Genomic DNA, 13,932 nt, shown 5'->3' on the forward strand with positions numbered 1-13,932 from the left:
CTGTTTTTGTCATCCCGACGTCAGGAGGGATGACAAAAAGGGTGAAAACTGCCTTTTACAGTCCATACTTCTCCATGCGCCGGTAGAGGGCTTGCCGCGACAGGCCCAGTTCGCGGGCGACGTCGGTGATGTTGCCGCCGTGTTTTTGCATCGCCTGCTGAATCATGCGGCGTTCCATCGATTCAATCTGCAAGGTGTCGTTACCGGGCATGGTCTGGCCCATCGCGGCGGGTGTCGAGCCAAAGAAGAAATCGTCGGAGGTGAGCGTGTTGCCCCGCGCCAGAATAACGGCCCGCTCGATGGCGTGTTGCAATTCGCGGACGTTACCGGGCCAGGCATATTGCTTCAGGTGGCGTAGCAGATCAGGACTGATCTGCCCCACGGGCCGGTTGTACTGCTTGCGATACTGCCGCAGAAAGTGCTCGGCCAACGGACCAATGTCGTCGGGGCGTTGGCGCAGGGGTGGAATGTGCAACTCGATGGTGTTGATCCGATACAGCAAATCCTGCCGGAACGAGCGGTCTAGCACCCGGGCGTTGAGGTCGGCGTTGGTGGCGCAAACCAGCCGCACGTCGATGGGGCGGGGTTTGTTGCTACCCACGCGCATCACCTGCCGCTGTTGCAGCACCGTGAGCAGCCGCGCCTGTTGCGACAAACCGACGTTGCCGATCTCGTCCAGGAAAATGGTGCCACCCTGCGCTTCTTCAAAACGGCCGGCGCGGTCGTCGCGCGCGTCGGTAAAGGCACCGCGTACGTGGCCAAACAGTTCGCTTTCAAACAGGCTTTCGGGCAGCGCACCCAGGTCGGCGGCCACAAACGGTTTGTCGCGGCGGGTCGAGAGGCGGTGAATTTCGCGGGCCAGTACGTCTTTACCCGTGCCGTTTTCGCCCAGGATCAGGATGTTGGCATCGGTGGGGGCTACGCGTTCTACGGTGTCGAGAATCTGGCGCATAGCTGCACTCTGCGCGATGACCGGACCGGCGTTGGCCGCGCCGCCTTTTTTCGCCGCCGCACCTGATCCACCCGCTCCTTCGCTCGCTTTTTTGCTGTCGATGGCCGTTTTGATCACCTCCACCAGCTTGTCGTTCTCCCAGGGCTTCAGCACAAAATCGGCGGCACCGGCCTTGATGGCCCGCACGGCCATTTCCACGTCGCCATAGGCGGTAAACAGCACCACGCGCGTGCTTGGGTCGGCGTCGAGAATGCGGTCGAGCCAGTCGAAGCCTTCTTTGCCGGAGCTGACATCGCGCGTGAAATTCATGTCGAGCAGTACGGCGTCGTAGTTGGTGTTACCCAGCAAAAAAGGAAGGCGATCGGGATTTTTTTCAATATCGACCTGCCCGATGTGGCGCTTCAGCAGCAGCTTGGCCGCCAGCAGCACGTCGGGGTCGTCGTCAACGATGAGAAGTTTAGCCGTTTGCATAGGGGTAAAAATAAGGAGCGCGGCGCGTGGGGCAAGGGGCGCGGTGCAATCTATCCGTCGCAACTCTTTGCCTGGCAGCCCGTGCCCCTTGCCCCACGCCGTTTACCTTTGCGCCCATGTTTTCCAAACGTCTCTTTTTTAGTCTGCTTGGCCTGGTGGTGGCGGCCAACTTCACGGCCTTGTTTTTGCCGATTATGGAACCCGACAACGGCCTGTACGGCACCGTTGCCAAAGAAATGTTTCTGACCGGCGACTACGTCAATCTGTATTCCTGCGGCGTCGAATGGCTCGACAAACCCCGGCTTCCGTTTGTGCTCAACGTGCTGTTTATGAAGCTGCTGGGCGTTACCACGGCGGCCTATAAACTTCCCGCGCTGCTCTGTTTCTGCGGCAGTTTGTTTTACACCTATCGCTTCGCTCGACTCAACTATTCGGTGCTGGTGGCGCAGGTGGCGACCCTGATGTTCGGCACGGCCTACCACGTGATCCTGTCGAATACCGACGTGCGCGCCGAACCCTTCCTGACGCTTTTCATCATCGGCCCGGCCTACCATTTCATGCGGGCCTGGCAGGAAAAACAGACCAACGCCTGGCCGCATATCGTGGCGGGTTCACTGCTGGCCGCCTGCGCCATGATGACCAAAGGCCCCGTGGTGCCGGTCGTGACGGTGGGGGCGGGGCTCGTGATCCACGCGCTGCTGACGGGTCAGGTACGTTCCTTATTTGAACTACGTTGGCTCGTGGCGATCGTGCTGACGTTTGTGTTCACGGCCCCCGAGTTGTATTGCCTTTATCAGCAATTCGACGCGCATCCCGAGAAAGTGGTGTATGGGCAGACGGGTACGTCGGGGCTGCGGTTTTTCTTTTGGGATAGTCAGATGGGTCGCTTCCTGAACAACGGCCCCCTGCGCGGCAGCGGCGATCCGCTGCTGTTTACGCATACCCTGCTCTGGGCGATGCTCCCCTGGGCGTTGCCGTTCTACGCGGCCGTGGGGCGGGCCATCGCGGGCCTCGTCCGCCGACAGAATCCACTGCCGGAATACCTCTCGCTGGGGGCGGGGCTCACGCTCTTCGTGCTGTTTTCGGCCTCTCGCTTTCAGTTGCCGCATTACCTCAACATCGTTTTCCCGTTCTACACCATCCTGGGGGCACATTACCTCACTACCCGCAGCCCGGTTGTTCTGCGGCGCTGGGTGATCGGGCAAACGGTGCTGGGCGTAGTCGGAACGCTGTTTGTGACGGGTATCGTGCTGTTCTACCAACCGGCCCGGCTGCTGGAAGGGCTGCTCTGGATTGGGCTGTTTACGGTGACGACGGCGGCGCTGTTCTGGCGCTACCAAACCGCCGAGCGTGGCCCGATGGGTACGATGATGGGTCGGATGGTGGGCCTGATGGCGATGCTGGGCGGGGTCATCAACCTGATTCTGTATCCCTCAATCATGCAGTACCAAGCAGGAATGGTTGCCGCCGATTTTGCCAACGAAAAACCCGCGCTGCAACGGAAGACGTACCTGTATGGCGTGCATACGTTTGGCGAAAGCTCGTGGTCGTATGAATACTATACCAAACAGCCCACGCAGTACTTGTATCAGGATTCAACGTTGAAGCAAGCCACGCAGGCGGGGCCGGTGCAGGTGTTCACGAGCGCGCCCTACGCCGATTCGCTGGCGCAGCACGGTTTCCAGGTACGTCGGATCGCCACGTTTCCCTATTACCACGTTAGTCAGCTGTCGGGTACGTTCCTGAATCCGGAAACCCGCGCAAGTACGCTGCGGGCGTATGTGCTAGCCGAGGTAAAGTAGGCTGGGTAGCCGACAAATGGCTTATTACCAGATGACGATTGGCTGTCGCCTGTTCCTTCGACGGGCAACAGCCAATCGTCAAAATCAGAGCGTTACACTCAGAACGCTGCGTTGTCCCGCTCCCTCACAAACTGCGCCGAATGATGGGTACCCGAGTTGATTAGTAGAATAAGTATCAACTCAACCCAATCATCATGGCAGACAAACAGTTTGCGATGGGCGACATCAAAGGCATGTCGTCGATCCAGCCCTTTGCTACCGGTTCGAGCGTGGTCAATATTGGCCAGAACGAGCGGATCATCTCAGCGGCGGCGGGCGCCTTACTGACAACCATCGGCGCCCGGCGCGGAAGCTGGCTGCTGGCAACGATCGGCGGCTACCTGGCATTTCGGGGCGCTTCGGGTTTTTGTCCCATTAATCAGGCTGTTGGTCGGAACACGGCCGAAGATAGCCGCATCGAACCGCTCGAAATCAGCCGGAGCATCACGATCAACAAGCCGCGCGACGAAGTCTATCAATACTGGCGGAAACTCGAAAACCTGCCCAAATTCATGAAGCACCTCCAGTCGGTGACGCAGCTCGACGAGCGGCGCTCGCACTGGGTAGCGCCGGTACCGGGCACGGAGAAAATCGACGCCATTGGCAACATCGAATGGGATGCCGAAATCATTGAAGAGGTTGAAAACGAGCGGCTTTTGTGGCGGTCCGTCAGCGAGTCGACAGTCGATAACGCGGGGGAGGTGCGCTTTCAGGACGCCCCTCCGGGCCGGGGCACCGAGGTCCACGTAACCATCCGCTACACGCCGCCTGCGGGCCAGTTGGGCACGGCCGTTGCCAAGCTGTTCCAGCCGGCGTTCCGGCAAATGGTGAAAGAAGACATCCGCCGATTCAAGCGCATCATGGAAACGGGTCTGATTCCGTCCAACGAAGGCCCGTCGGGTCGGGAGCCGGAACGCATCAACCCTGCCCTGCGCCAACACCTCGACCAGCCCCAAACGCATTCGAGAAGCCCCAAATCGGACAAAGAAAACGCCCAAAACGCGATCATCTAAAAGTCTGGACAGTCGTTTTGACAGGAGTTCAAAGTCTGGAAAGCTGGTTTACGTGTTGCCCACGGAAGTGCATATACTAAACCGACTTTCCAGACTCTGGACTCCTGTCAAAACGACTCTATAGACTCAACATCTATGAAAGCACTCACCTTCCAGGGTCGGTATGACTTGCGCCCGATGCGCGTGCCCGATCCGTTTATCGTCGATGCGCAGGACGCTATTCTGCGCGTAATTGGGTCGGCTACCTGCGGGTCTGACCTCCACCTGCTCAACGGCTATATCCCCACCATGATGGCGGGCGACATCATCGGCCACGAATTCATGGGCGAAGTAGTTGAGATTGGCCCCGGCGTGAAAAACCTCAAACGCGGTGATCGGGTTGTGGTGGCGGCAACGATCGGCTGCGGCGAATGCGCTTATTGCAAAAACGAGTCGTGGTCGCTCTGCGATAACTCGAACCCCAACGCCTACATGGTCGAGCCGATGTTTGGCGATGCCCCGGCGGCGCTCTACGGCTATTCGCATTCGTTTGGCGGTTACGCCGGTGGCCACGCCGAGTTTGTGCGCGTCCCGTTTGCCGACAAAGGCTGTTTTGTAGTGCCCGAAAGTATCCGTAACGACCAGGCGATTGCCTGCGCCGACGCCTTCCCGACGGGCTACATGGCCGCCGATATGGCCGACATCAAACCCGGTGACATCGTGGCCGTGTGGGGTGCCGGTGGCGTTGGCCAAATGGCGATGCAAAGTGCGTGGCTGATGGGCGCGGGGCGGGTGATCTGCATCGACCGCGAACCCGCTCGCCTCGAACTGGCCCGCCAACACTGCAAAGCCGAAATCATCGATTTCTCGAAGGTCGACGTGTTGCAGGCGCTGAAGGAAATGACCGCCGGGCGCGGCGTCGATTGCTGCATTGATGCGGTTGGTACCGAGGCCGTCGATGATTCGTTCCAGTATTACATGGATAAGGCAAAGCAGTACGTACGGATCGAAAGCGACCGGCCGCTGGTGCTGCGGCAGATGATTATCGCGGCGAAGAAAGGCGGTAACCTGTCGATCGTGGGCGTATACGGTGGCTTCGTTGATAGTATCCCGATGGGCGCTGCCATGAATAAAGGCTTGACCTGGAAGATGGGGCAGCTTCACGCCCAGCGCTACATCCCGCGCCTGTTTGAGCACATCCAGAAAGGCGAGGTCGATCCGTCGTATATGTTCACGCATACGTTCACGCTTGAGCAGGGCATGACCGCCTACGACACCTTCAACCGCCGCGCCGACGGCATTCTGAAAGCCGTCCTGCTGCCCAGCGGTACGTTCGCGTAAAAAGGGGTTCAAGGTTCAACGTCCAATGTTCAACGTTAGCTGGCGCGTCAGTAACACGCTTGCGTCAGCTAACGTTGAACATCTTAGAAAGGCCACACCTTGCGGACGCGGGCGGTGATCAGGTAGACCAACGTACCCAGCAGCGTAACGACCATCCCGGAGATCATGTAGCTGACGCCGGTCGAATAAAAAATAAAGCTCCAGATACCAATCGCCAGCAGGGCCGGTAACGGATAGAGCGGCATCCGGAACGGAAACCGAATGGCGGGTTGCCCGTCGGCCATCGTGGTTCGTCGGGCGCGACGATGCAGCAGCATCAACCCGACTGCCTGCCCAATAAACTGCACGACCACGCGCATCGCCAGGATGGCCGTAATCACCGACGATAGCTTGAACAACAGGCTGAAGACAAACGCCAGCCCGCCCAGAAACAGCAGCGAGACATAGGGGAATTGGCGCGTTGGGTGAAGTTTGGCGAAAACTGATAGAAACTGCCCGTCGGCAGCGGCGGCATACGGCACGCGCGAATAGCCCAGCAAGACGGCAAACAACGATGAGAACGCCACCAACAGGATCATCAGCGTTGCCAGCCGCGCCGCTCCCGGTCCATACAGCGTTTCGACCATCGTACTGACGATAAACGGGCTGTTGGCTGCTTCCTGAAACGGCACCACGTTGGCAACGCTCAGGTTGAGTAACCCGTAAAGCAGCGCAATGCCCACCACCGACAGAAACATGCTCAGCGGAATATTGCGCTCGGGATTGCGGATTTCACCACCCAGGTGCGCAATGTTGTAATAGCCCAGGTAGCAATAGATGGTCTTGACCGACGCGCTGCCGATCGCAGTGGCCAGTATGAGCGGCGACACCTCACCGGCGGCCGTCCAGGCGTCGCCCAGCAACGTACCTACGGGCTGTTTACCGTTCCACAGGCCCCCCACAATCAGCCAGCCCATCGTACCCAACACACACACCCAGAGCAACACGCTGATGCGCCCGATACCGTCGATACGGCGGTACAGCAGGGCAATCACCAGCAGCACCACCCCGCCCGAGAGGCAGCGGCGCGTCAATTCATCGAGTGGATACAGATACGAGGCGTATTGCGCGAAACCGATGGCGCCCGACGCAACCACCAGCGGGGCCTGAATGAGCGTCTGCCAGACGTACAGAAATGACAGCAAGCGCCCCCAGCGCCGTTCGCCAAACGCAATTTTAAGGAAGTTGTAGCTGCCACCCGCCTGCGGATAGGCCGCCCCCAGTTCGGCCCATACCGACGCATCGATCAGCGACACGACGGCGCCCAGTGCCCAGGCCAGCAGAAAATGCGGCCCGCCCACGCTTTTCATCACAATAGGCAGCACCACAAACGGCCCAATCCCCACCATGTCGATCATGTTGAGGGCTGTACCCTGCAAAAGGCTCAACCGCCGGGGCAGGGCGTCGGTTGGGGTGGTGTCAGACGAAGTAGGTAGCGGTTTAGTCAAAAGCGGTCTGTGGTTTGACGGTAGCAGGCTGACGTTGCGGTGGTGCGTTACAGAGCTACGCACGAGCAAACATCAAACGGCAAACGCCAAACCATTTCGGCCCGTTCGCCACTGCGGCATTTTAGCGAAACATAGACTTGTATTGATAGTTTATTGAGTTAATAGACTTATAAACGAAACGTTATGAAACGACAATGGATAGCCAGTCTGGCGCTGGGGCTTTTTTTGAGCACCGCCGCGCTGGCACAAAACCAACCAAGCGGGTCCGCTAACACCGCCAGGAGCGGGCAGCGCAATACCTCGTCGACCGAAGGCCTGCAACGGAAAGGCGGAGAGCAGGTGGGCACACGCGGCAGCGAGAAAATGAAAGATGGCGTATCGCGGTCGGGCAATTCGAACCTCTCGCCCACGTCGCCCACCAACGTCGCCCCGCCGGGTGGCGACAAAAAGAACGCATCGGGCGGCGGTACGGTAGCTAACAGTAGCCCAACGAAAGGAGCGGCCAGCACCGCCAGCAAGTCCGAAAAGCCGAATATCCCGGTACAGAAACCGGTGAAATCAGCGTCGGGCACGCGCAATGGGAACGTGGGCAATGCGGGTACCAAGCCTGTACAAACGCAGGGCAGCACCTCCGATGGCTCGGCCAGTGTGGCCTCCACAGGTGGCGCTCCTGGTGCACGAACGAAAGAAACGCGCTCGGTGAAGCCCAAAAGCCGGGCGGCGGCCATGGAAGCCAACGACAAGAGTCAGTCGGCGTCGGCAGCCGGGCAGGCTAGCTCAGCCCAGAAAACGGGGGCAAACGGCGCTCCGTCGCAGGGCGGATCAAACCTGAGCCTGACCAAACAGGGCCAGAAGGAGGGGTCACGCAGTGACGCCGCCAAACGTAACAAAACCACCGCCGCGGCCAGCAAGACGAGCAACCGGAGGTAGGGTAGAATGAATAATGTATGGTGTAGAATGAATAATGAGGCTGACGCAAGAGTAGACGCGTCAGCCCCATTGTGCATTATACATCGTACATTGTTCATTACTACTACACATTACCGATTCTGCATTATTTTTAACTCATGAGACAAAAAGCCTGCGAAGACCTGCTTGCGCTAACCGACATTAAGCCCGCGCAGGCCTATGTATGTGAGGAGTGTATCAAGACGGGTGATTCGTGGGTGCATTTGCGCACCTGCCAGACCTGTGGCCACACGCACTGCTGCGATTCATCGCCCAATCGACATGCTACGAAGCATTTCCACGAAACGAATCATCCGGTGGTGATCTCTGCCGAACCCGGCGAACGCTGGCTCTGGTGCTACGCCCACGAGCAAATTGCCAGTTACTGAATGACCCAGTTACCGAATGAATACTGGATGATGTAGAATGAATAATGGGCTGGCGCGTCTACTCTTGCGCCAGCCCATTATTCATTCTACATCATCCAGTATTCATTCGGTAACGCTACCTCCCGTAGCCCGAGCTTGAGCTGTTGGTGGCCATGAGCGGGTACTGATCGAAGATCGACCGGACGATGCCTTTGAAGTAATTGTTCTTGAAGTTCTGATTGCGCATCATTTTCGACGCGTAGCCTTTCCAGATCACCTGATACGACTCGGCGTCGATGAGCGAAATCATTAGCGTGCCTTCGTCGAGGTTGTAGTCGATGCGTTTGTAGGTTGCATCGTCATCTTCGCGCACCACCCAGTCTTTAATTACAGGCTGCTGATAGCCCCGAAAGCGCAGGTCGCTGCGGAAGATATTGTACGAAACGAGCAAGTTCGGGCTGCGGTTGCTGACCCGGTAACCACGGGCTTCCATCTGGTGCCGGATTGCATCCTGAATATCCGAGCAGAGCAGGGTCGAGTCGATGAACTCGCATTCCAGAAAGTTGAACGATTTGTAGTCTTTGAAGTGGCCTTCGTAGCTATAATCGTGTTCAACAAACAGGCGTCCGCCGCCACTGGGCGAGCAACAGAACAGACCAAGACCGGACAGGGCCAGAATAAGAGACGTGGCAAAGAACTTGCTCATAATTTCGCTGGTAAATGTTGTTACTAATTATGTTCTGGTTTTGGTGATAAAAGACAGACTTAGAACAGCAATATAGGAACTAAGGTTTTAAACAACGAAGGCAGTGGACGCTAATTTTACAATAAGCTAACCCCGGTAATAATCAAGGGCCTGGCGCATCTCCGATTTAGTTACCGGCACATCGTAGGCGCACTGTCCCGGCCCGTCGATCAACGCCATCCGGACCTGACCGGCGCGGTTCTTTTTGTCCTGCAATGTATGCGCCAGCACCGGTTCCAGATCGGCCTCCGTCAACGGCACGTTGCCATATACGGCAAACAGGTATTCTTCGATTTCGGCGAGCAGCGCGGCGTCGATCATTCCTTTCTGGTGGGCAATAAACGCCTCCATAATCATCCCCGCGGCAATAGCCTCGCCATGCAGCAGGCGACCCTTGGGGCGCTCCAGAAAATGCGTCTCCACGGCGTGCCCCAGCGTGTGGCCGAAGTTCAGAATCTTGCGCAACCCCTTCTCGGTGGGGTCCTGTTCCACCACGCGCTGCTTGATCGCGACCGAGTGCGCCACGGCGGTGTTCCAGTCGAGGTCTTCCAGATCGTAGCGCCGCAGGCGTTCCCACTCGGCGGCGTCGGCAATGAGGCAGTGTTTGATCACTTCGGCAAAACCCGAGCGTAGTTCGCGCGGGGGTAACGTACCCAGAAACGCCGTATCGATCAGCACGTCGTTGGGCTGCGTGAAGACGCCGATGTGGTTTTTGAATCCCTGAAAATCGATGCCCAGTTTACCGCCCACACTCGCATCGACCTGTGAGAGCAGCGTGGTGGGCAGTTGAGCGAAGGCAATACCCCGTTTGTAGGTTGCTGCGCAGAAACCGCCCATGTCGCCGATGACTCCGCCGCCCAGGTTCAGCACGAGCGCGTGGCGGTCGAAATTGGCGTTGGTGAGGGCGCCCCAGATGGTTTCGCACGTACCCAGATTCTTGTTGGTTTCGCCCGCCGGAATCTTAATCAGCGTGTGTTTGGGCAACAGGGATTTTACGAGTGGGTAACAGTGGCGGGCTGTGTGGTTATCGACCAGAACAGCCAGCGCCGAAGGGGCCTGAGCGTCGATAAACGCCGGAAGCGTGGTGGCAAGGGGAGCAATTTGGGGCATCACGAAGCAGGGGAACCGTCAGCAGTACGTAGACGACCGTGGATAGGTTGCGCCTGTACATACGGCTTTGTTGAAGATGCCCCAAAGCTACGCTACAACTTATGGTAGGTGTAACGGAGTATATTCTTTTTGTAAGGCCCCTGACTGGTCACGTCGGCGCTCAGGTACATCACCGCAAAGCCACTGCTTCCCGTGGCCATCGTTCCGATGTTGTACGTTAAGTCGCCTGTTTGCCCCAGCGATTGGGCCAGGCTCCGTTCGTCGTCGCCGATGATGGTTAACGTACCCAGGTCGATGTTCTGGCCGCTCAGCCGCGTTACATTCAGTTTCCAGCGCACCTCCCGGCTTTTCCCGTCGACGGTCGACCTTAGCCGCCCATCGCCCAAAAACTCCCAGATGATCGTGACCCCGTTTTTGATGAAATCGGGGCCCGATTCAAAGTAGTTACCATTCTGCTCCGTAACCTCGTAGGTGGCCCGTTGCGCCTGCCATTTACCCAACAGCGACTGGAACCCATCCGGTTGTGGATCAACCGTAGCTGACTTACTGCCGCAACCGGCACCTGCGTTAGCGAAGAGTATAGCAGCTGAGGTGATGTAGAGTAGAAGCGTTTTCATGATGTTGTTCATGGATTGAGCCGGGTAAGTGTAATGGCCGCTTTATGTTCGTAGCGCGGGTCGGCGCTGTTCCAGAAGGCCGAGCCGGTTGGGGTGATGTAAGTAAAGGCGAGGTGCAGCGTCAGGCGGTCGGCGGCCCATTGCCCGCCCGCCACCGCCGAGTGGACGTTGAAATTCTGGCGCATGGCTTTCTGGCCGTCGGGCGTACTGAACTGAATGATTTCCAACTGGTGCCAGTCGTCGTCATTCACGCGCCCGTAGAGCGTGTACGGCTCCTGCCCGCGCGGGCCCGTCACGGTTGCCAGACCGTCGAACGCTTCGTTGTTGCGGCCCCGTTTTTTCGACCGGGTACGTCGGCCTGCCCGGTCCCAGCGCTCGTCGTCGGTTTCGGGCAGGTCGATCTGGAGCGTCAGGGTTTTGGCTACGCCGTTGGGGTCGCGGAACGTACCCCGCCACGTACCCACGAGCAGCGGCTCGGTGGTGCTGTAGGCCCAGGGCCGTTGAAACCGGTCGATGAACTTGCCGCCGTAGAAGCGGATTACCATAAACGTGGCACCGCTCAGCAGCAGCACGACCAGAATGGGCAAACACCCTTTTCGATTAGTCATTGTTGGTCAGAAAGGCTAGTGACTGTTGGGGCCTCAATCGACTCGCTTTGGCCAATTGGTTGACCATCCCCTAACGCAATTGATACTTGTCGACGATGGCCTGCCGTTTTTCGGGAAAACTCACCATGCCGAACTTCTGGTGGAGGTCGCGGTACATGGCCTGAATTTCGGGGGCGTTCATGGCCAGGCCCCGGCTTTTGGCCAGTTCGGGAATGGTCTTCGTCGAGGCTTCGAGATACTCTTCAAATGGCTGTTGAAAGTAGCAGTCGATGGCGACCACGGGTTTATCGGTGGCGTTCCAGAAGGTGTGCACGATCCCGCGCGGCCGCAGGTGCCAGCCTCCCGCCTGCACCTGGTACTCGGTGTCACCGACCAGCACCATAGCGGTGCCTTCCAGCACAAACATCAGCTCGTCGAGGTCTTTGTGCAGGTGCGGGGCCGGGCCCATCTTCTTCGGCGCCACGGCAAACTCGACGCAGGAAAATTGCCCGTTGGTCTGCCCGTGGCGCACCCGGGTGCGGATGTTCAGGCCGGTGGGGCCGGGCGTGAGGGGTTCGGCGGGCGGCACGTAGAAAGGCTGAAGCGGATCGGCACCCGGTAGGGGCTGCGCGGCTGAGGCGAGTAGCGGCCCGCCCATAAACAGGCTTGCCAATGCGGTTGAGGCGAGAAAATCGCGACGTTCCATGGTAGAGAAAATGAGAGTGAATAGGTTAGCTGCCGGCTTGATAAATGCTCAGTAACAGGGCTTTGCTGATGCGCTGACTCGCCCGTTTGCCCAGGTGCCCCTGCCCGTCGGAGTCGATACCATTTACTTCCGACGGATCGGCGGCGCTGGCACGGTTATCCTGACAAATGCGGGCGACGCCGCCCTGCTGACAGGCGTTTTCGTTCGTTTCGATCGCCTGCAAATCGAAGATCACGTCGACTGTGCCGAAGGTGGTTTTCATCCATTGGCCCACGTTCTGCTTGGCCGCATTGCCGCCATCGGCCGAGGTATCGTAAACGAGCGGCGGCGTGATGTGCACAAACCGCAGCCCCGGAATCTGGGCGCGCAGGTCATCGACGAAGGTTTTGTAGGCCGTTTTGACCGCCTCCCGGTTGTCGTCGCGGATGTCGGCATAGCCAAACTTGAACACGGCGATCTGGAGCGTGGCCTTGTTGCGCAAGGCATGGTCTTTAAATACCCGGATCTTGTCGGTCGGATTACCGTTGGCGATGCCGCCTACGTCGACGAAAATGCCGCCGTTGAGGCCGTCGCTCAACTTGCCGTCGGGGCCGTAGTAAGTGAACCGATAGCCATTGGCGCGGCTGCCTTCTTCGAGATCCTGCCCGACGGATTGGTGCAGAAACAGTACCCGCCAGCCGTTGATGCGGTCTTTTTCGACGGTAGCGAGTTTATCCCAGGCATCGAGGCCCGCTAGCCCGACGGTGCCGGGTTGCCCCTTGCCAAGGCCGGTGGGCGTGGTGCCGGGGTCTGTGGGCGTAGGGGCGCTACCGTCGTCGGGGGTTTTTGCGCAGCCTAGTCCTACGAGCAGTAGGGTAAAAAACAGACAGGTACGTTGCATGGTATGGCGCACACCGCACGAATGGGTGTGTTGCAAACCTAGACGTATGCTAGTGTTACCTCTTGCCAGAATGCGTAAATGGCCGGTTTTGTCGGACGAGTGGCAGAGACGATTGAGCCGCTGTTGGAGCGGTGGCTAGGCCAGGCCGAGGAGTTCGAGCACCTGTGCTTTTTCGCGCCGCGACACATCGACCTCGCTGCCGTCGACCATCACAATGGTGCCGCCATCGCCCCGGATGTATTCGGCAATGTGCCGCACGTTGATCACCGCCGACCGATGCACCCGCACAAACCCCATCGGCAGCAGCAGATCGGCAAACTGGCCGATGGTGCGCGAGGCCACCAGCCGCGGCCGGTCGGTGCAATAAAAGGTAGTGTAATTGCTGTCGGCTTCGAGGCGGATGATGTGTTCGATGGGAATGAACACCACGCCCCGCCCCGACGGTACGGGCAGTTTCTGAAACTGAAGTGGCCAGGCAGGGGTAGGGGGCGCTTTGGTCTGAAGGCGTTGCTCGAGCCGGGCGATGGCTTGGCCCAATTCGGCTTCGCTAACGGGCTTGAGCAGGAAATCGACGGCGCTCTGCCGCACGGCTTCGATGGCATACTGGCTGTGGGCGGTGGTGAAAATGACCTCAAACGGGTAGGGACCGTACTGGTTCAGCAGCGCAAACCCATCCAGCCGTGGCATATCGACATCCAGAAAGAGCACGTCGGGCTGATGCTGCCGTAAACCCAAGAGCCCGGCTTCGGGGTCGTCGTAGCTGGCCAAAAGCTGAATGGCGGGGGCCACGCGTTGCAGCTTGATCGCCAGCACCTCGAGGCTCATGCGTTCGTCGTCGATCAGAATGGCGTTCATCGGCCTGAAAATAACGAGAAACCGCGAATTGA

Annotated in this window: 14 protein-coding genes; 5 read left to right on the top strand and 9 right to left on the bottom strand. The window is 58.6% G+C overall.

Annotation, left to right across the window (positions count from 1 at the left end):
- Nucleotides 1-55: 55 nt before the first annotated feature.
- Nucleotides 56-1,423 carry a sigma-54-dependent transcriptional regulator gene (locus tag FAES_RS08505; protein WP_015330796.1) on the bottom strand — a complete coding sequence of 456 codons (1,368 nt, stop codon included), beginning with the start codon at nucleotides 1,421-1,423 and terminating at the stop codon, nucleotides 56-58.
- A 116-nt stretch (nucleotides 1,424-1,539) separates the two neighbouring features.
- Here FAES_RS08505 and FAES_RS08510 point away from each other — a divergent pair, with 116 nt between their 5' ends.
- From FAES_RS08510 to FAES_RS08520, 3 genes are all read left to right on the top strand, one after another.
- Complete coding sequence (locus tag FAES_RS08510) at nucleotides 1,540-3,225, top strand: ArnT family glycosyltransferase (RefSeq protein ID WP_015330797.1); 1,686 nt, start codon at nucleotides 1,540-1,542, stop codon at nucleotides 3,223-3,225.
- Between the two features lie 194 nt (nucleotides 3,226-3,419).
- Nucleotides 3,420-4,277, top strand: coding sequence for an SRPBCC family protein (locus FAES_RS08515; RefSeq protein ID WP_015330798.1), 858 nt, complete (start codon nucleotides 3,420-3,422; stop codon nucleotides 4,275-4,277).
- A 135-nt stretch (nucleotides 4,278-4,412) separates the two neighbouring features.
- Nucleotides 4,413-5,597, top strand: coding sequence for a zinc-dependent alcohol dehydrogenase (locus FAES_RS08520; protein WP_015330799.1), 1,185 nt, complete (start codon nucleotides 4,413-4,415; stop codon nucleotides 5,595-5,597).
- A gap of 83 nt (nucleotides 5,598-5,680) precedes the next feature.
- On the opposite strand, the gene FAES_RS08525 is transcribed toward FAES_RS08520, so the two are convergent.
- Nucleotides 5,681-7,084 carry an APC family permease gene (locus FAES_RS08525; protein ID WP_229364450.1) on the bottom strand — a complete coding sequence of 468 codons (1,404 nt, stop codon included), beginning with the start codon at nucleotides 7,082-7,084 and terminating at the stop codon, nucleotides 5,681-5,683.
- A 183-nt stretch (nucleotides 7,085-7,267) separates the two neighbouring features.
- Here FAES_RS08525 and FAES_RS08530 point away from each other — a divergent pair, with 183 nt between their 5' ends.
- Nucleotides 7,268-8,014: a hypothetical protein gene (locus FAES_RS08530; protein ID WP_015330802.1), complete on the top strand. Its 747-nt coding sequence runs from the start codon at nucleotides 7,268-7,270 to the stop codon at nucleotides 8,012-8,014.
- A gap of 137 nt (nucleotides 8,015-8,151) precedes the next feature.
- A complete protein-coding gene (locus tag FAES_RS08535; protein ID WP_015330803.1) occupies nucleotides 8,152-8,421 on the top strand; it encodes a UBP-type zinc finger domain-containing protein in 270 nt (89 codons plus the stop codon).
- A gap of 115 nt (nucleotides 8,422-8,536) precedes the next feature.
- Here FAES_RS08535 and FAES_RS08540 read toward each other — a convergent pair whose 3' ends face one another.
- The 7 genes from FAES_RS08540 to FAES_RS08570 all read right to left on the bottom strand — a co-directional run bounded on the left by FAES_RS08540 (nucleotide 8,537) and on the right by FAES_RS08570 (nucleotide 13,900).
- Nucleotides 8,537-9,106, bottom strand: coding sequence for a DUF4136 domain-containing protein (locus tag FAES_RS08540; protein WP_015330804.1), 570 nt, complete (start codon nucleotides 9,104-9,106; stop codon nucleotides 8,537-8,539).
- 126 nt (nucleotides 9,107-9,232) lie between these two features.
- Nucleotides 9,233-10,255, bottom strand: coding sequence for a 3-dehydroquinate synthase (aroB, locus tag FAES_RS08545; protein ID WP_015330805.1), 1,023 nt, complete (start codon nucleotides 10,253-10,255; stop codon nucleotides 9,233-9,235).
- A 92-nt stretch (nucleotides 10,256-10,347) separates the two neighbouring features.
- Nucleotides 10,348-10,872: a hypothetical protein gene (locus tag FAES_RS08550; RefSeq protein ID WP_148289320.1), complete on the bottom strand. Its 525-nt coding sequence runs from the start codon at nucleotides 10,870-10,872 to the stop codon at nucleotides 10,348-10,350.
- A gap of 8 nt (nucleotides 10,873-10,880) precedes the next feature.
- A complete protein-coding gene (locus tag FAES_RS08555; RefSeq protein WP_015330807.1) occupies nucleotides 10,881-11,480 on the bottom strand; it encodes a hypothetical protein in 600 nt (199 codons plus the stop codon).
- Between the two features lie 70 nt (nucleotides 11,481-11,550).
- Nucleotides 11,551-12,165: a cupin domain-containing protein gene (locus FAES_RS08560; RefSeq protein WP_015330808.1), complete on the bottom strand. Its 615-nt coding sequence runs from the start codon at nucleotides 12,163-12,165 to the stop codon at nucleotides 11,551-11,553.
- A gap of 25 nt (nucleotides 12,166-12,190) precedes the next feature.
- Nucleotides 12,191-13,045 (bottom strand): hypothetical protein, encoded by an 855-nt coding sequence (locus tag FAES_RS08565; RefSeq protein ID WP_015330809.1) that lies wholly within the window; start codon nucleotides 13,043-13,045, stop codon nucleotides 12,191-12,193.
- Nucleotides 13,046-13,180: 135 nt separating this feature from the next.
- Nucleotides 13,181-13,900: a LytR/AlgR family response regulator transcription factor gene (locus FAES_RS08570; RefSeq protein ID WP_041257676.1), complete on the bottom strand. Its 720-nt coding sequence runs from the start codon at nucleotides 13,898-13,900 to the stop codon at nucleotides 13,181-13,183.
- Nucleotides 13,901-13,932: the final 32 nt, after the last annotated feature.

Source organism: Fibrella aestuarina BUZ 2, from assembly GCF_000331105.1.
Taxonomy (GTDB): domain Bacteria; phylum Bacteroidota; class Bacteroidia; order Cytophagales; family Spirosomataceae; genus Fibrella; species Fibrella aestuarina.